Below are 18,018 nucleotides of genomic sequence, written 5' to 3' on the forward strand. Positions count from 1 at the left end.
TGAAAGGATATAAACCATGACCAAAATTTTGATGATAGAAGATGATTTTATGATTGCAGAATCATCTAAAACGTTATTGAAATATCAAGGCTTTGATGTGGAATGGGTAAATAATGGTTTGGATGGCCTAAAGCTTATTTCTGAGAAACAATTTGATTTGGTCTTACTTGATTTAGGCTTGCCCATGATGGATGGGATGCAGGTCTTAAAGCAAATTCGTCAACGTTCAAGCTTACCTGTGCTGATTATTTCAGCACGTGACCAATTACAAAATCGTGTTGAAGGTTTAAATCAAGGAGCAGATGATTATTTGATTAAGCCTTATGAGTTCGATGAACTGGTGGCTCGTATCCATGCTTTATTACGTCGTACAGGTGATACAGCGAAAGAAGTAACTGGAAGTGCTTCAAATCTGTTAAAAAATGGTGAAATTGTTTTAGATGTTGAACAGCATATCGCAACACTAAAAGGTGAAACGGTGGAGCTTTCAAATCGTGAATGGGCGATTCTCATTCCGTTAATGACCCATCCCAATAAAATATTTTCTAAGTCTAATTTAGAAGATAAATTGTATGCTTTTGATAGCGAAATCAACAGCAATACAATTGAAGTCTATGTACACCATATCCGATCGAAATTGGGTAAAGATATTATTCGTACAATTCGTGGGTTAGGTTATCGTTTGGGGCAACCACAAAAAGCGGAATGATATGGAAACTGCATTTTCCTTAAGAAAGCGTTTAATTCGTTATACCTCTATTTTTAGTATTTTACTCGGTTGCGTATTGGTTTTTTCAGCATATAAAATTTCTTTAGAAGAAATCAATGAAATTTTAGATGCACAAATGGTTTATCTAGCCGAGCGGGTGGAATTAAATCCAGGTCCCATTCAAAGCCATTTCGATATACACAAACGCTACCATGAAGAAGATTTATTCATAGATGTTTGGGCATATGCTGATCCTAGTCAAACACAAAATACGCCACATCATGTCATTGTTGAACCTAAACAAAAGGCTGGTTTCTATAGTCAAGATACAACGCATGGCACTTGGATTACTTATATCTTACCCACAGCTAATTATCAGATTCAGATCAGCCAGCAAGAAAAAGTCAGAGAGCATTTGGCTTTAGAGCTTGCAGGCAGTATGTTTCTTCCATATTTACTGATCATTCCATTTGCTTTGTTGGGCTTGGTATATATTATACGCCGCAGTTTAAAACCACTCGAGGACTTTAAATCCGAATTGGCAAAACGTGATTCAAACTCCTTGATCGCAATTCAAAATGCCCACTATCCAGAAGAATTACTGCCGACGATCCATGAAATGAATCATTTGTTTGAGCGAATTTCTGTTGCTCAACAAGAACAGCGACAATTTGTAGCAGATGCTGCACATGAGTTACGCACACCCATCACTGCATTGAATCTGCAAACTAAAATTTTGATGAGTCAGTTTCCTGAAGAGGAAAATCTACAAAATTTAAGCAAAGGTTTGGCACGGATGCAGCATTTGGTTACGCAACTTCTTGCCTTAGCAAAGCAAGATTCGTCATTAAGTCATGAAGTTCAGGTGACCCAATTTAAATTGAATGATGTGGCACTTAATTGTGTAGAACAGTTGATGAATCTTGCGATGGAAAAAGATATCGATCTTGGTTTTGTCCGTAATGAAACAGTGATTTTAAAAAGTGTAGAACATAGTATTCATTCAATCATTTTTAATTTAATTGATAACGCAATAAAATATACCCCTGTTTCAGGCATGATTAATATATCAGTGTTTGAAGATGTTCATGATTTTGCTTATGTTTTGATTGAAGACAGTGGTTTAGGAATTGACCCAGAGATGTACGATAAAGTCTTAAAACGTTTTTATCGCGTACATCATCACTTAGAAGTGGGTAGTGGTTTGGGATTGTCGATTGTGGATAAAGCGATTCAACATTTAGGTGGTGAACTGTCTTTATCCCGTAGTGAAGAATTGGGTGGACTCAGTGTCTTGGTCAAAATCCCGATTCAATGTAATATCAAAACTGAGAAGTAAAATGCTTGGAAAATGAATGATTCCATTTCTACATTAATGGAAGTGGTTCATTTTTCTTCATATATTGAAAAAATTCTAAACATTTTTGCATTTTACGACCATCACTGCCAAGTTTACCCAAATTAAAGTTTGCAACCCAGTTGAGTTTATTGCCTATACGGCAAATTTCGTTGTATTTTGATTTACTTGGATAAATTTCCCCAATAAAAATATCGCAAGCTTGAGCAAGCTCATCATCATTAAAACGGAATGCTGTTGAGAAAATAAAGCATAACCAATCTCGAATTTGACAGGTTTCTAAGTCCAGTACTTCCCCAGGATCGGTTTCAAAATCAATAAAAGTAAATGCTTTGTCTTTATTGACCAAAATATTCCGTGCAAAGGCTTCACTCAAATAACTGTCTTTGTGATGTACAGATTGAATGGCAAAGATTGCTTCGCGATAAAATTCTAGTTTTTTAGCCGTATTTCCTTCCATTTCTGCCAATGCCTGATCAAGTTGCATAACATCTTCGCCATGATCAGCAGCATCTTCAATCAATAGGCCTTGTGAACAATTGGCTAAAATTTGTGGCGTTGGAATACCAAGGGAATTTAATTCTGTCAGACGATGAACTTCACAATAAATCGATTTACTACCGCCATAATTTGGAATAGGAGTGAGTGCTTCAATATTGAGTATACGTGCAACCCATTTTAATGGGATATAAATCCAAGCCGAGTGGCGTTCAGAGGCTTTTTTAAGCCATACTTTACCATCACCCAACTGATAAGACTGAATATTCTGGTCTTGAATTTTAAGCGAATTGCGGAGAAATTTAGAAAAATTACTCATATTTTGCACGTATAAGATTACTAAATTGGCACAAGTATAAACAAAATATAATAATTTGTAAAAATTAAGATTGGTTTAATAATTTAATATTTAAATTATGACAAAAATGTAATTCTTTGAGTGATGCTTATAGCTGAGCATCACTTGGTTTGGCGTTTTAGATTGGAATAAAAATAGATGAGTGATCAAATAAACAAGAATAACCAGTAATTTGCTTTTAAATATCTGATGTATTTTTAGAGATGCATTTATAATAAAATAATGTTGTGCGATATATTTTCTATAGTTTTAGGATTGTTATCTGGTCAATTTTTTATAAAATATACGATACACAATTAAGTTAAAAGTAAAAATAATCCAGCCTGTCCAAAGGTTATGGCTAAGAAAATGCGCACCACGCATCATTTGCCCCCAACCTGTAATCAAACCAAGCACCAGACCTAAGACTAAGAAAAGATAAGCAATTTTAGAATTTGATTTTCTAAATACAAAAAAGCCAGTAAGCAGTGAAAAACCTGTGCTGGCATGGCCACCCGGAAAACAACCTCCATTGCTTGCAGAAAAATCCCATACATAGCCTAAAGTAGTTTGTTCTGTCATTGACCAAGGACAGGCATGTGCTGAATGGGATTTGAAAATGCCAATCAGTGCAGTGGATAAAACACTAATAAAAAATAAATAGCCCAATTGCCATTGATAGGTTTTTAATTTTGCAACTTTAAAAGACGCAATCCATGAAATCAAAACTGCAATATAAAAGGTAATGACAATATGTTTAAGTAGCTTGTGATTAATTTCAATAAGAAACCAATTGTTCTTGAGTGGAAAATGACCAGTGCTATCTATCCATGGCTGGATAAAATACATATCGATTGCACCACCAACAGGAAATACAAAGAACAGTATTAAAAATAGTATTCCTAGCAATAAACTTTTTTTTAGGAAGAATGTATTTATGTCGGAATACGGCATGAGGCGAGCCACTCAATATAATCATTTTAATCTGCGCTTATTAAAAAAAAACAACCTTAAATTAGACTTAATTGTTGAGTAATGAGTAGTCTTATTATTGGGTGGCAATACAGAAGAAAATATCTATGATTATTTTAAGATAGCTAATTTGAATTATTGTTTTAAAGGTCGAGTTATTCTATTTTAAAATTTTATGGTGAAAATTATTTTATTGTCATTTCTAGGCTATAAAAAAGCGGCTTTTCAGCCGCAAAATGTATAAAATTAAAACCAGACCTTGTAAAAGCTTAAAACATTGCATCTTCAGAGTTTGCAGAAATCTTGTGAATCGATAAATCTGCACCACGAAACTCTTCTTCTTGTGTTAAACGAATCCCCATAGTGGCTTTAAGCATACCATATACGGCAAATCCACCTGCTAAAGCCAGTAAAATGGCAAGTAGCGTACCTATCAGCTGAGATATCAAAGATACTCCACCGATTCCCCCCAACCACTGCTGACCAAATAGACCCACAGCAATACCACCAAACGCACCACAAACCCCATGTAATGGCCAAACTCCGAGTACATCATCAATCTTGAGTTTATTTTGTGTATAGGTAAACAGTTTAACAAACAGAAAACCTGCACAGATCCCGATAAATAAAGCGCCAATCGGATGAACCACATCAGAACCCGCACAAATTGCCACTAAACCTGCTAAGGGACCATTATGTAAAAAACCAGGGTCTTCTTTTCCAAAGAAATTTGCTGAGAGTGTGCCACCGACCATTGCCATGAGTGAGTTCATGGCAACTAAACCTGAGATTGCATCTAAGCGTTGAGCACTCATGACATTAAAGCCAAACCAGCCCACAATTAAGATCCAAGAACCGAGCGCTAAAAAAGGAATAGAAGAGGGTGGATGTGCACTGACGCGACCATCCTTTTTATAGCGGCCATTACGCGCACCAAGTAGTAATACTGCTGCAAGCGCAATCCAGCCGCCCATCGCATGCACCACAACAGAACCGGCAAAATCATGGAAGCTTGCACCAAACGTATCCGCTAACCACTTTTGTAGGCCGAGGTTACCATTCCATGCGATCCCTTCAAAAAAAGGATAAACCAGCGCTACTATAAACAGGGTTGCAATGGCTTGAGAACGCATTTTGGCACGTTCTGCAATGCCGCCAGAAACAATGGCGGGAATTGCTGCAGCAAAGGTCAAAAGGAAAAAACAACGCATCAAATTGTAGCCATGCTCAGTTGAAAGCGTAGCGCCTGTATGGAAAAAGTGTTGGCCATAGGCAATATAATAACCGACAAAGAAGTAGGCGATTGCTGAGATTGAAAAGTCAGTAATGATTTTACTAAGTGCATTGACTTGATTTTTATGGCGAACTGTTCCCAGCTCTAAAAAAGCAAAGCCTGCATGCATAGCGAGTACAAGCACTGCGCCAAGCAAGAGAAAGAGTAGATCAACGTTTTGCATATACGATTCTTTTTGGTGCTATTTGTCACAAATTGGTTCAAGTATAACCAACGATTTGAATCCGTGAAGTGTTTGGCTGTATGAAAAAATAGATCAACAAATTCAAAATATTATTAAGACTCGATATAAAGCAAAAGTATGCACTAAATTGGAATTTGTGCACTAACTTGATGCAATAAGATATTCTGACTTATTTTTAAGATATTGATAATTATTGATTTTTATTTATTTGAATTCATCTTAAACCTAGGTTGTCAAATTTTAGTCTAAAAATAAACCGATAAAATGTTTTAACTAAAATTAAAAAATAACTTAATGATCAATTTTTGGAAATACCCAGACTGCAAGCTTGATTTTTGTATTCGAAATGATTTCTTTGAAATTTTTGACCGTTCCATTTATACACAGCAAAGCATTTAGTTGAGTCATTGATGGCAATATCTGGCCAGCCATGCTTTCCTAAAGTTGATAGAAACTCAGGCGTCCCATGGCTGTTAAATATTCTCACCCATTGTTTATTGGTCTGTTGGGTAACAATATAAAATCCAATGCCTGTGTTTGCATAGCAACCAACACCACCATCGACTACAACAGCATCAGGACGACCATCTTTATTGAGGTCACCATAATAGGAGATATTGCCAAGGCTACAGCGGCTTTCCCAGCCAAGATTAGTTTTTTGAAACTTTGCACTTTTAAAAATTTGTGTTGCCGTTTCTTCAGGCACTTGCGGATCTGCAGCATAATTAAGCGAGGCCAAAAATAGTGATAGAACACCACTGCTGAATATTATTATATTTTTCATCATCATATTGATTGTTTTGTGATTGAATTGACATTATTTTAAAAATATGTATTTTTATCAAGTTTTTGTTGTCATGCTATTGTATTCATCTTCTGGTTTATTCAGCATCTTAGGGATATTTAACTTATATCATTATAAATTTCAAATGGTTGGTATGTTATTGTGTGAATTAATGAGTTGTAAATAAATGTTTAATATAAAATCAATTTACGATTAAACGATCAATGAAGTGTATAAAAATGATGGTGTCTAAAACATATTGCAATTTTTTAATGTATTTGATGGCGTTCTTTGGTTTCTGTCTTTTTACTGAATCAGTGAGTGCACAATCAAACCAATATAAAATCTATAAATCTAAACTGTTGCAGTGTGGTGAAGCAAATTTTCAAGTTATTTCACAATGTGATGATTCTAATGAGGGTACAGAGTCAGGTAGTGCAGGTCCTTTTCGAGCATCATGTTTATCTAGTCAATTAGCGGTAAACTGGAAAGGTCAGCAAAAGATACTGAATTTTCCCATGGCAACAACACAGCAGAAGAAAATATCAGCAAGCAAAGGCTATGTTTTAAAACCTGAGATCAAAGTAGGGGATTGGTCGCCACAGAGTTTAGCTTGTGGTCAAGCGGCTGGTATTTCGGGGCATTTTGTGGTGATTAATCAGGCAACCACCAACGATATTAATCACGAATATCACGGCAAAGGTTCATTGAGTGATGAACCCGTTTTACTGAATTTAAACGGGACTTTTACCAGTGAAACACTTAAAGCAAAAATCTATGCTTTGTTAAAGCAAGATCAAGTGAAGATTTTTAAAGTGATTGGTGCAAATGCAATTTTTGCGGATGAAAAATAGATTTAACAGAGATAAATCCGATTAATTTTGTCATCTGTTAAGAAAAAGGCAGATGCAGCACAGGTTTCTTCGAGGACATTGACTGAAACACCATCACCTTTAAACTTTAAATAATGTTTAGGGTCAATTTGTTCGTTAGCAAGAATATCGCCATTTTCGCCAAAGCGATATTCTTCATCGACATAGATATTTGTTTTAGGTGCGACTTCGAACTTAGCAAAAATATCTAAATCATCACCTTCTTCATTATTTTGATAGTAATAAACTTTATCACTGTCCGAAATACGGAATTCAAACAGATATTTCATGCCCTTTTTATTGGGATTCTTTAAGACTTGGAAAGCATCTCGTTTTCCATCTCCATCAAAATCGATGAGTAATGGCTTTTTGAGATATGTCGTATCGGTTGAATAACCTTGAGGGAGTGGTGTTGGATTATTGACGAGGTGGTCTGGCTCTGGCTGAGCAGGAATCACAATAGATTCTGCTTTGCTATGTGTTTGTTGTGACGTTTCTTGTTTGACTGGCTTAGTTTCAGTTGAAGTGTTGGGTTTCTCATCACATCCAATGAGAAAAATAAGGGTGATGCATAATAAAATTTTGTTTTTCATAGAATTTTAATCATTCAATCATTTTGAATGTTGAATATTCTATCTTAAAAATTGATTTTTTGATGCTCAATGTCCTAAATTGGAGATATAGTCGTGTGCTTTATCGCGTGCCAGTTTGCTGTTTATACTGATTCATCACCACAATGGGGAATATTTTGAACACATCAAATTCTGATCAAGCTTTGTCTGTCGTGATTACAGGGGGTACACGAGGAATTGGTTTTGCTTTGGCAGAAGCTTTTTTAAAGTTAGGTTGGTCTGTGATGATTTCGGCACGAAATGCACAGCAGTTAAATCAAGTTGTTGCAGATTTTGCGCAACGCTATGCACCGAATAGAATTTATGGGGTGGCCTGTGATGTGGCTCTATATGAAGATTTACACAATTTATGGGAAGAAACAGTTTTAAGGTTTGGTCAGGTCGATGTTTGGATTAACAATGCGGGTACCTGTAATGCAGCAAGGGCATTTACCGAGATTGCTAGCTCAGATTTGGAAAGTGTAATCAAAACCAATGTACTTGGAACAATGTTGGGTTCGCAAGTGGCTTTAAAAGGAATGATGCAGCAAGGTTTTGGGCAAATTTTTAATATGGAAGGTTGGGGCAGTCGTGGCGAGTGGAGTGCAGGGATGACGCCTTATGCAACCAGTAAACGAGCAGTTGCTTATCTGAATCATGCTTTAAATAAAGAAACCAAGAATAGTAATATTTTGATTGGGACACTCAGCCCCGGAATGGTGGCAACAGATTTATTGATTTCTTCTTGGCAACAAGGTGAAGTTAAAAACTGGCATAAAATGAAATGGTTATTTATGTTTGTAATTGACCCACCTGAGCAAGTGTGTGGTTATTTGGCGCAACGCATCAGTAAGAATAAGAAGAGCAATGCGCGTATTGTCTGGATGACACCATGGCGTTTGTTGCTTCGATTTTTCCAACCTTATTATTGGAAAAGGAATCCTGTACAGGGGACGGCTTTGGATCAGCTTAAGGAATAGTGGTTTGGATTTAAATTTGGAGTTTGAATAGAAAAATAACAATGAAAAAGCTTAATTCAGTATGACGCATTTATAAAATACAGAATAGTGCATGTATCTGTTTTAGGAAAAAATATAGGACTTGAACTTGGATAAGTATATTTCTTATAATCTAATAAGATTTGGTAGAAAATCTTAATAAAAATTTTACCAATATCACATCATGCTCTTCAGTTCAACAGCCTTTCATATAACCAGTAACTAGAGCATTTATAAATAGAGCATTCAGTTCTGAAAATATTTGAATAATTAAGGGGCTCTTATGTTTATTAAAAACGGTTTAACAATAATTAGTCTATGCGCTACAACAATACTTTGGGCAGGATCAGATTGGGATTATCAAAACCCTAAAGATTGGGCAAGTGCAAATCAACAATACCAAGCGTGTGCAGGAATAAATCAATCTCCAATTGATATTCGAGATACGGTGACTGCGAATTTACCACCATTGGAATTTAATTATCACACTACAGCAAAGTCTGTGCAAAATATTGGTCATACGATGCAGATCGAGTTTAACCAAGGTGCCAGTTTAGTCTTAGATGGGCAGACTTTTTTACTGGAACAATTTCATGTACATAGTCCAAGTGAAAACAATATTAATGGTCAAAGCTATCCCATGGAATTGCATTTAGTGCATGCTTCAGATAAAGGTGAATTGGCAGTTGTTGCATTAATGTTTCAACATGGATCGGAGAATAAAAAACTAAAACATATCTGGAATTCCTTGCCTAAAAAAGTGGGTGAAAGTAATCAGCTATATTCAGAAAATAAAGCAGGCAGCTATTTACCCAATAACTTAGAGTATTACCGTTTTAATGGTTCTTTAACAACGCCACCGTGTTCAGAAGGAGTCCGATGGGTGGTGCTTAAGGAAATTCAGCAAGCGTCGAATCAGCAAATTGAGTCTTTTATGGAGTTAATGGGACATCCAAATAATCGCCCAATACAACCGATTGGCGCGCGGTTGATTTTGGAGTAATTCAGGGTGAAAAGTAGATCTTTTGATCTACTTTTTTGATTATTTTTGTGGCACTTTCTCAGAAAAATTCTTTTTATTTTCTGGTTTTAAAGTTATTCGTTATTGAAATGATGATGTGTTGAATCGGAGTGGGGGGTACTGGTGAGTTTGTGGAATATCTGTATTGAATTGAAGGACACCTCTCCCTAACCCTCTCCTGAAAGGAGAGGGAACCTCTTTGTGTATCGAATAACTATTCAATTCTCAAAGAGTGTTTCTTCCACATTTTAGGGAAGATTGAGGTTGTGGAATTTATGCACACATTTTTAGTTACTTCTCTTTAACCCGCTGCTGAAAGGAGAGGGAGCTTCATTGTGTATCGAATAATTATTAAACTCTCAAAGAGTGTCTCTGCCACATTTTTGGGAAGATTGAGGTGGTGGAGTTTATGCAAATATTTTAAGTCATTTCTCTTTAATTCTCTGTTGAAAGGAGAGAAACCTATTGTGTATCAAATAACGATAAAATTAGTAATGAAAGTCCCCTCTACCCGTGGGAGAGGGCTAGGATGAGGGTAATTCTTGAAAAATTAGAGTGTATCAATTCGCTTTATTTTGCTAACTAGTCTTTAAGTAAAATGGATATGAAATTGTTGAATGTTGGTCGGAAAAACATCATCAATCGAATATTTCTAAATCACCTTTCATTATGAGCAAAATAAACCCTTCAAAACTATTACAAACTTTATTATGCATATTACAAATTTCATAAATGCCGAATTCATTGCCATGTTCATCTAGTTTTACTGCATATGCAGTCATCCAGAGTAAGAATTCTGAAAAGTTTGATTGATGAAGTGTTGTTTTAATTTTTGAATAACCATAATTATTCTACTCAAAAAAGAAGGAAGCTTAATTAAGCTTCCTTCTTTAGAGGCAAAATTGCAAGCTTCGCTTAAAGCGCTGCAATCTGCTCCATATTGGCTTTAATCTTGGCTAACTGATCCACAAATTCAGCAAGTTTAACCTTTTCACCTTCAACTACCGCAGCAGGTGCTTTAGCCACAAAGCCCTCATTTGCAAGTTTAGAAGCAATTTGGTCATGCTGTTTTTGAACCTTATCTAAGTCTTTTTGCAAACGACCCAGTTCTGCTTTTGGATCAATCAAGCCTTTCATTGGTACAAATACAGACACATGACCCACAACAGAAGATGAAGACAACGGTGGTTGCTCAGCATCAGTTAAGAAGGTAATACTTTCAACTTTAGCCAATGCTTTAAACAATGGTTCAATACGTGCAATCTGTGCTTTTTCAGCATCAGTCGCGTTTTGAAGCAATACAGGCAATAAACGTGCATTACCTAAGCCCATTTCGCCACGAATATTACGTACAGCACCAATCAAGCCTTGTAGCCCAAGCATATCTGCTTCTGCCTGTTCATTGATGCGTTCAGGGTTCGGAACAGGGTATGGCGCAAGCATGATGGTTTCACCACCAATACCAATCATTGGTGCAAGGGTTTGCCAAATTTCTTCAGTTAAGAATGGCATGATTGGATGCGCAAGACGTAAAGATGCTTCCATTACAGAAAGAAGGACACGACGAACTTCTGCTTTACGCTCAGTTGATATGTTTTCATCATTCAGGACTGGTTTGGTCAGTTCTACATACCAGTCACAGTATTCATTCCAGATGAACTCATAAATCGCTTGAGCAGCCAAATCTAAACGGTAAGTTGCAAATGCTTGTTGAACGGCAGCTTCCGCTTTTTGTAAACGGCTGACAATCCACTGTTCAGGCAGTTCCCAAAGATCTTGACGGATTTCCTGACCAATTGGCTGTTGTTCACAGTTCATCATCACGAAACGGGTTGCGTTCCAGATTTTGTTGGCAAAGTTACGATAGCCTTCAACACGTTTCATATCGAACTTAATGTCACGGCCTGTATTGGCAAGTGCGCAGAAAGTAAAACGAACCGCATCTGTACCGTAAGCTTGAATACCTTCAGGGAATTCTTTACGTGTAGATTTCTCAATTTTTGGTGCATCTTTAGGATTCATTAAACCAGTGGTACGTTTTTGTACTAAGGTTTCAAGATCTACACCATCAATTAAATCTAATGGGTCAAGTACGTTGCCTTTAGATTTAGACATTTTTTGACCTTCACCGTCACGAACCAAACCATGTACATACACAGTTTTAAATGGAACTTGCGGTGTACCATCTTCATTTTTCATGAAGTGCATGGTCATCATGATCATTCGGGCAACCCAGAAGAAAATGATGTCAAAACCAGTAACCAATACATCCGTTGGGTGGAATGTATTTAAGAAATAGTTTTCTTTATCTTTTGCTTCATCACCGGTCCAACCCAGTGTAGAGAAGGTCCAAAGACCTGAAGAGAACCATGTATCCAGTACATCTTCATCTTGGTTTAATTCAATATCAGCAGCGATATTGTTTTTTTCACGAACTTCTTCTTCAGAACGACCAACATATATGTTGCCTTCTGCATCGTACCAAGCTGGGATACGGTGACCCCACCACAATTGACGAGAAATACACCAGTCTTGAATGTTGTTCATCCAAGCCATATACATATTGCTGTATTGTTCAGGCACAAACTTAATATCGCCATCTTTTACTGCTTTGATTGCAGGCTCTGCAAGAGGCGCAATCTTGACATACCATTGGTCGGTCAATAATGGTTCAATGATCACACCTGAACGGTCACCACGTGGTGGTTTCAGCGTATAGGGTTGAATTTGGTCTAACCAACCTTCAGCTTCAGCTTGTGCAACCAATTTTTTACGTGCAGCAAAGCGCTCTAAACCAATATAATCAGCTGGTGCTGGGATGGTTTTAGAAATCGCTTCGCCAGCTTTTGCGATAAACTCAAAATCAGCTAAAACTTCGGCATTTTTGTTGAAAATGTTGATGATTGCGAGTTCACAACGTTTGCCCACTTCATAATCATTGAAGTCATGTGCAGGGGTGATTTTTACACAACCTGTACCGAATTCTTTATCAACATATTCATCTTTAACAATCGCAACTGCACGACCCGTAATTGGTAGGATAATATTTTTACCAACAAGGTGTGCATAACGTTCGTCATCTGGCGCAACTGCAACAGCAGTATCCCCCAGTAATGTTTCTGGACGTGTGGTTGCAACCACTAAATAATCATGACCGTCTTGAGTACGTAGTGATTTATCTTCAAAGAAGTATTTGAAGTGCCACAATGAACCTTGTTCTTCTTTATCTGATTCAACTTCTAGGTCAGAAAGTGCGGTTTGTAGTTTAGGGTCCCAGTTTACCAAGCGTTTGCCACGGTAAATCAAACCTTGTTCATGCAGTTTTACAAATACTTCTTTAACAGCATTTGAAAGGCCATCATCCATGGTGAAACGTTCACGTGACCAATCTACAGACGAGCCAAGACGACGAATTTGACGGGTAATTGTGCCGCCAGATTGTTCTTTCCATTCCCAAATTTTGTCGATGAACTTTTCACGACCTAAGTCATGACGACTAATGTCTTGAGCTGCTAATTGACGTTCAACCACCATTTGCGTTGCAATACCCGCATGGTCAGTACCTGGTTGCCATAAGGTATTTTTACCAGACATACGGTTGTAACGCGTCAAGGCATCCATGATGGCATTGTTAAAACCATGACCCATGTGCAAGCTACCCGTGACGTTCGGTGGCGGAATCATGATACAGAATGAATCGCCTTTACGAGACGGTTGGAAATAACCTTTCTCTTCCCAAGTCTTGTACCATTTTTTCTCGATCTCGGTAGGATCGTAGGTTGTAGCAATATTTTGCGCTGAATCAGTCATAGTAAAAACAGATCAAAAGTAAGTAAAAAATTGCATTCATTGTAGCAAATATTCATTAGGAATGTTGATTCCTGTTATGGCATATTTACCTTGAATTAAATGCAGCAATCAAAACATGAAAATACAAACTACATTTGTTGTTGTTATTAATCTTAAATATGACAAATGTTGGATATTATGGGGTTTTAACAGAGTCATATTTACAAATACGTGTTTTAGATATTTGATTTATTGAGAGTATTTGTGATTGATATTCAATAAATAGTAGGAGTTAAAGACAATGCAAGATATTTCAAGTTTTGCTAAGATCAAAATTGAATAGGACAAAACAACAAAAGGACCGATAACAATGCAGTATAAAATCGATTTATTGATTAAACAGCAGACGTACCAAGAGTTAAAAAGCATTACCCAAAGTTTAAATCATGGCGAAAAAAGTGATTTGGCAAAACAATTAGGTAATGTCTTTACGGAAATGTCATGCCAAGTGCTGGATCAAGTATTTGGTGCTTTGCTTGAAGAGCAACGGAATAACTCTGCGCTAGATGCGAATGGTCAGAAGAAACTGAAAGAAGCAGAACAAATTTTTACGCAGATTGAAGGGGCTTTTAAAAAATATATGCCTTGGTCGATTTCGTTGTTTAGTAATGATCGTTTAAAACCTGTGGCAAATCATATTCTTAAAAAGTTTGAAGATTCTGATGCAAGCCAAGTGGTGATGTACTATCAATTAGACAGTCATCTAGGTAAAGAAGCGACCAGCAATATTCAAAAGGTCATTCAAGGGGATACTAGTGCTTTGCCTGTGACACTAAAAAATTTGGTTAAAATTATTGACCTCGGTGTCTCAGAGTTTATTCGGGATCCTAAGACTTTGTTAAAATTTAACTTTGTGGTCGATAAAACCTTAAATGGTGTGATCAATATGATCACCAGTACAGGCTATAAGCGCTTAGAAAAAGTTGGTGATGAATACAATCCTCGCAATGTCGAAAAGGCGCAACATTATGCAGCGCACTTTAAAAAGTTTTTAGTTGAGGCTTAATCTCTAAAAGGGAGGTTTGATTGATTTGGTGCGCCACGTGGTCTAATATTTATTCACCATATTCAAGAGCATAATAAAATGGAAAGCTTAGAAGGAAAGGTGGTTTGGATTACAGGTGCATCTTCAGGGATTGGTAAAGCCTTGGCTGCTGAATGTGCTTTACAAGGTGCACAAGTGGTTTTAAGCGCAAGGCGTTTAGATGAACTTGAAAAAGTTCGTATAAGTCTTCTTAACCCAGATCATCATATTTCCGTGGCAATGGATATTACTGATGAAGCGCAAGTACGTCATGCTTATGAACAGGTCTTAGATGAAAAAGGGCGTATTGATTGGTTGATCAACAATGCGGGCTTAAGCCAAAGAGCATTGATTGCAGATACCAGTATGCAAACTGAACGTGCAATTATGGAAATTGATTACTTTTCTCAAGTGTTTTTGACCAAATTGGTTTTACCAACTTTTTTAGCTCAAAAATCTGGGCGAATTGCGTATATTTCTAGCGTTGCAGGCTTATTGGGAACGCAATATCGTGCATCTTACTCTGCTGCAAAAGCAGCGATCCATATGTGGGCAAACAGTTTACGCGCAGAAGTGGCACAAGATGGTGTTAATGTTTCTGTTATTTTCCCTGGTTTTGTGAAAACCAATGTATCTTTCAATGCCTTAAATGGTGCAGGGAAAGCACAGGCGCATCAGGATGAAGCCATTGAAAATGGTTTAGAAGCTGATGATTTTGCGCAAAAAACGGTTTCCGCGTTATTAAAAGGTCAAGAATATATTGTCGTGGGTGGGCGTAAAGAAAAATTGGGTGTGTTGGTTTCTCGTCTATCACCATCGACACTTTATAAAATGATTCGTAAGATGAAAGTAAAGTGATTAAAAATTAATAACTTTTGTATGTATTGATAAGGCGTTTATATATTGTATAAGCGCTTTTTCTTAATATGTTCCGTCTCTATCTATAAAAGCACAAAAAACCATGTTAAACCTAATGAAAATAATTTTTAAAATCATCAGTCTACAATTTATATTGATCAGTGCAGCTTATGCAAATATTTGTGATGATACTCAAGTTGTTGCGCAAATATTAAAGCAGGCAAAAATTGTAAAGGTTGAACAAGCTTTAATCGACTGTAAACTCGATCCTATCGATAATTCAAATATGATCATGGCTTATGCGCAATGGATTCCTGTAAAAGGTCATCCAGAAGAAGGGGATTATGCTTTAAATTTATTTAAGTTTAATCCAAAAAATTTAAAGCTTGTTTATCACTATGTTGTTGCAGAACGTATGGTTTCGGATGCAATTAGCTTAAATTCAATCCAGCTCGATACAGCAAATTATAAAGTCACTGATTCAAATCGAGCTTTGGGTTTAAGATTAAACTACTCAGGTCACTCACAACCCTTTCCTTTTTCTATGCAAGTGTTAAATTTATATGACTTAAAAAATAAAAAGCAAATCTTAGATAGTCTGATAGTTGAACGTGATCGGGCAGAAACGGATATGCAGTGTAATGCAGATATTGAAGAACGTGCTTCAACCTTAGTCATGCAGTCAACCCAAACCAAGAAATATACGGATATTTTGGTCAATAGCAAAATTAAACGCTACCAGATGCAAGTGATAAACGAAGATTGCCAAGAAGTTAATCATCACTCATCGCAACAACGGTTTGTTTTAAAATTTGATGGGAAAAAATATCAATTTCCTAAAAGTTTTAAAGATGAATATCAGTACTGATAGGCAATACTGTTAAGAATATCAATAAGATTATGTCATTGCAGCGTAAAGCTGACGATTAAACATTCATCTTCTGGTTAGCGAGCTAAAAGTTAGTCGTGAACTAAAAGATGAATGCTTTTAAAATAACAGGGTATTTAATGGCGATAAATGAAATATTTAATGTGTTTTATTGAAGTAGTTTAATAACAATTCAGCATTTTTGCCCCTTAATTGCCATGACATACAGCGTACTCCACCGCCCATATGACAGACCTGTGCGGAGTGAATTGGAATGACAGTTCGTTTGGTTAGACGACGAATTTGCTGTAATGCCAGTGCATCTTGTTTAATACCAAATTGCGGAAAATAAATACGCTCAGGCGTAACCAGCATATTGGTATATAAACCACAAGCTGAACCAAATTTCTCATCATAAATTTCACTACCATCATAAGGTGTGGTGATTTCATGAATTTTGATATCTGGAATACCGCGTTTTAAATCAATTTTTAACTGTTTGGCGTAGTCGGGGTCTTCAGGATAGGTGTTAATCACTAACGTATTCTGATCTATAAAGCTTACGACACCATCCGCATGTTCTAAACCACCTTGTTCATCTGCTTCAATAAATGCAATATGTTTAGCACCTGTCAAACGGATCAGTTGTGCTCTAGCTTGAGTTTCGGTTAAATGATTATCAGCTAAGAATTTGGTACTTAACACAACATTACCATAACCATCTTCAACCCAATTACCACCATCATTGAGCAGTTGGGTCTGGGTAAATTTTAAACCAGCCTTTTGGCTATAGGCTTTAAAGTCTGCTTGAACATCATCAGAAATGGCTTGAGCTTTTTTGGTTCCACCTTGTCCTGCTGCGGTATAACGAAAAAGAACAGGTTGATTTGGATTGGCGCTGCTAAAATCACGCATCCAAATATCTTGCATAGGCGCGATGGTGACATGCTGTTTACCCAGTGCTTTGACATAATCAGGGTAAAGTTGTTGATCGGTTAAGATCATCACATTGTCACCATTTTGGATAATTTTCTTTGCATAATCGACATGAAAATCAAAAATGTCATCGATTTTTTCTGCATAGTATTTATCCTGACTTTGTGGCGAAGCCAATACAATCAATTCCGCATTTATTGTGAATGGAAGCATAGACAGTAATCCAATACTTATTTTAAGTGCTAAAGCTTTCATGATATCTAACCTGTTCATGAAGTTAAGATTCTTTCATTTTTGTTATGATCAATGTATTTCATGATTTTTACATCACCAGAATACAAAATCAAACCGTCCAACAAAGATTGTGTATTCTAATGAAAAAATCATGATGATTATTTAAAAAGAGGAGGGAGATTAAGTTGCTGTTCCATAGGCAAATACTTCAACCATTCCACCTTGCATACCGAGTTCTGTGGTACTTAAACGTAAGCCCATAATATGCGTAGCTCCAATATTTTCAGCTTCCTGTTTTAATCTAACAATCGCCTCTCGACGTGCGCGATCGACGACACTCTCATAGGTGGTTAAACGACCACCAAAGAAGTTCTGAATTTGCGCAATAATATATTTAAAATAATCATGCGAAATCACCACATTACTACTGATAAGTTGCCCTTGCTTTTCAGAGACTTGGAACTTATTGGTATCAATACGAATATGAGCAAGCCGTTGTTCATTGTCTGTCAATTCTTTTAAATGCTTTTGTTCGATAAAACGTCCAAAACCCCAACCAATAAAAAACAGAACCAGTGTGAGCCCAATTTTAAAAATTAAACCATCCATCTG

At 36.7% G+C, this 18,018-nt stretch carries 16 protein-coding genes; 8 read left to right on the forward strand and 8 right to left on the reverse strand.

The window, feature by feature from the left end:
- The first annotated feature begins 16 nt into the window (after positions 1-16).
- Entirely contained in the window at positions 17-709 is a 693-nt protein-coding gene (locus M2R48_RS04620) for a DNA-binding response regulator PmrA (protein ID WP_056514455.1), read from the forward strand.
- Between the two features lies 1 nt (position 710).
- On the forward strand, positions 711-2,048 hold the full coding sequence (locus tag M2R48_RS04625) for an ATP-binding protein (RefSeq protein ID WP_262085238.1): 1,338 nt from the start codon (positions 711-713) through the stop codon (positions 2,046-2,048).
- A 28-nt stretch (positions 2,049-2,076) separates the two neighbouring features.
- Here the strand turns inward: M2R48_RS04625 and M2R48_RS04630 are convergent, their stop codons facing one another.
- The 4 genes from M2R48_RS04630 to M2R48_RS04645 all read right to left on the reverse strand — a co-directional run bounded on the left by M2R48_RS04630 (position 2,077) and on the right by M2R48_RS04645 (position 6,141).
- On the reverse strand, positions 2,077-2,883 hold the full coding sequence (locus tag M2R48_RS04630; RefSeq protein ID WP_262085239.1) for a lipopolysaccharide kinase InaA family protein: 807 nt from the start codon (positions 2,881-2,883) through the stop codon (positions 2,077-2,079).
- A gap of 297 nt (positions 2,884-3,180) precedes the next feature.
- Entirely contained in the window at positions 3,181-3,855 is a 675-nt protein-coding gene (locus tag M2R48_RS04635) for a phosphatase PAP2 family protein (protein ID WP_262085240.1), read from the reverse strand.
- Positions 3,856-4,142: 287 nt separating this feature from the next.
- Positions 4,143-5,330 carry an ammonium transporter gene (locus M2R48_RS04640; protein WP_244015292.1) on the reverse strand — a complete coding sequence of 396 codons (1,188 nt, stop codon included), beginning with the start codon at positions 5,328-5,330 and terminating at the stop codon, positions 4,143-4,145.
- A gap of 319 nt (positions 5,331-5,649) precedes the next feature.
- A complete protein-coding gene (locus M2R48_RS04645) occupies positions 5,650-6,141 on the reverse strand; it encodes a hypothetical protein (protein WP_262085241.1) in 492 nt (163 codons plus the stop codon).
- Positions 6,142-6,374: 233 nt separating this feature from the next.
- Here M2R48_RS04645 and M2R48_RS04650 point away from each other — a divergent pair, with 233 nt between their 5' ends.
- Positions 6,375-6,989 (forward strand): hypothetical protein, encoded by a 615-nt coding sequence (locus M2R48_RS04650; protein ID WP_410004174.1) that lies wholly within the window; start codon positions 6,375-6,377, stop codon positions 6,987-6,989.
- Positions 6,990-6,991: 2 nt separating this feature from the next.
- Here the strand turns inward: M2R48_RS04650 and M2R48_RS04655 are convergent, their stop codons facing one another.
- Complete coding sequence (locus tag M2R48_RS04655; RefSeq protein WP_262085242.1) at positions 6,992-7,600, reverse strand: hypothetical protein; 609 nt, start codon at positions 7,598-7,600, stop codon at positions 6,992-6,994.
- Between the two features lie 143 nt (positions 7,601-7,743).
- On the opposite strand from M2R48_RS04655, the gene M2R48_RS04660 reads away from it, so the two are divergent.
- Together M2R48_RS04660 and M2R48_RS04665 are read left to right on the forward strand one after the other, a co-directional pair.
- The gene (locus M2R48_RS04660) at positions 7,744-8,598 is read left to right on the forward strand and encodes an SDR family NAD(P)-dependent oxidoreductase (RefSeq protein ID WP_262085243.1); all 855 of its coding nucleotides are present in this window, start codon (positions 7,744-7,746) and stop codon (positions 8,596-8,598) included.
- 301 nt (positions 8,599-8,899) lie between these two features.
- On the forward strand, positions 8,900-9,619 hold the full coding sequence (locus tag M2R48_RS04665; protein ID WP_262085244.1) for a carbonic anhydrase: 720 nt from the start codon (positions 8,900-8,902) through the stop codon (positions 9,617-9,619).
- A 933-nt stretch (positions 9,620-10,552) separates the two neighbouring features.
- Here the strand turns inward: M2R48_RS04665 and M2R48_RS04670 are convergent.
- Positions 10,553-13,447, reverse strand: a complete 2,895-nt coding sequence (locus M2R48_RS04670) for a valine--tRNA ligase (protein WP_262085245.1) — start codon at positions 13,445-13,447, stop codon at positions 10,553-10,555.
- A 349-nt stretch (positions 13,448-13,796) separates the two neighbouring features.
- Between M2R48_RS04670 and M2R48_RS04675 the strand changes: the two genes are divergently transcribed.
- The 3 genes from M2R48_RS04675 (at position 13,797) to M2R48_RS04685 (ending at position 16,236) form a co-directional block, all read left to right on the forward strand.
- Positions 13,797-14,492 (forward strand): hypothetical protein, encoded by a 696-nt coding sequence (locus tag M2R48_RS04675; protein ID WP_239046331.1) that lies wholly within the window; start codon positions 13,797-13,799, stop codon positions 14,490-14,492.
- Positions 14,493-14,570: 78 nt separating this feature from the next.
- On the forward strand, positions 14,571-15,368 hold the full coding sequence (locus M2R48_RS04680) for an SDR family NAD(P)-dependent oxidoreductase (protein ID WP_262085246.1): 798 nt from the start codon (positions 14,571-14,573) through the stop codon (positions 15,366-15,368).
- 103 nt (positions 15,369-15,471) lie between these two features.
- Positions 15,472-16,236 carry a hypothetical protein gene (locus M2R48_RS04685; protein WP_315972837.1) on the forward strand — a complete coding sequence of 255 codons (765 nt, stop codon included), beginning with the start codon at positions 15,472-15,474 and terminating at the stop codon, positions 16,234-16,236.
- 159 nt (positions 16,237-16,395) lie between these two features.
- Here M2R48_RS04685 and M2R48_RS04690 read toward each other — a convergent pair whose 3' ends face one another.
- Together M2R48_RS04690 and M2R48_RS04695 are read right to left on the reverse strand one after the other, a co-directional pair.
- On the reverse strand, positions 16,396-17,427 hold the full coding sequence (locus M2R48_RS04690) for an agmatine deiminase family protein (RefSeq protein WP_262085248.1): 1,032 nt from the start codon (positions 17,425-17,427) through the stop codon (positions 16,396-16,398).
- A gap of 159 nt (positions 17,428-17,586) precedes the next feature.
- Complete coding sequence (locus M2R48_RS04695; protein WP_239046328.1) at positions 17,587-18,015, reverse strand: YbjQ family protein; 429 nt, start codon at positions 18,013-18,015, stop codon at positions 17,587-17,589.
- Positions 18,016-18,018 lie beyond the last annotated feature (3 nt).

It is taken from the genome of Acinetobacter sp. I-MWF, assembly GCF_025433935.1.
GTDB lineage: Bacteria > Pseudomonadota > Gammaproteobacteria > Pseudomonadales > Moraxellaceae > Acinetobacter > Acinetobacter guillouiae.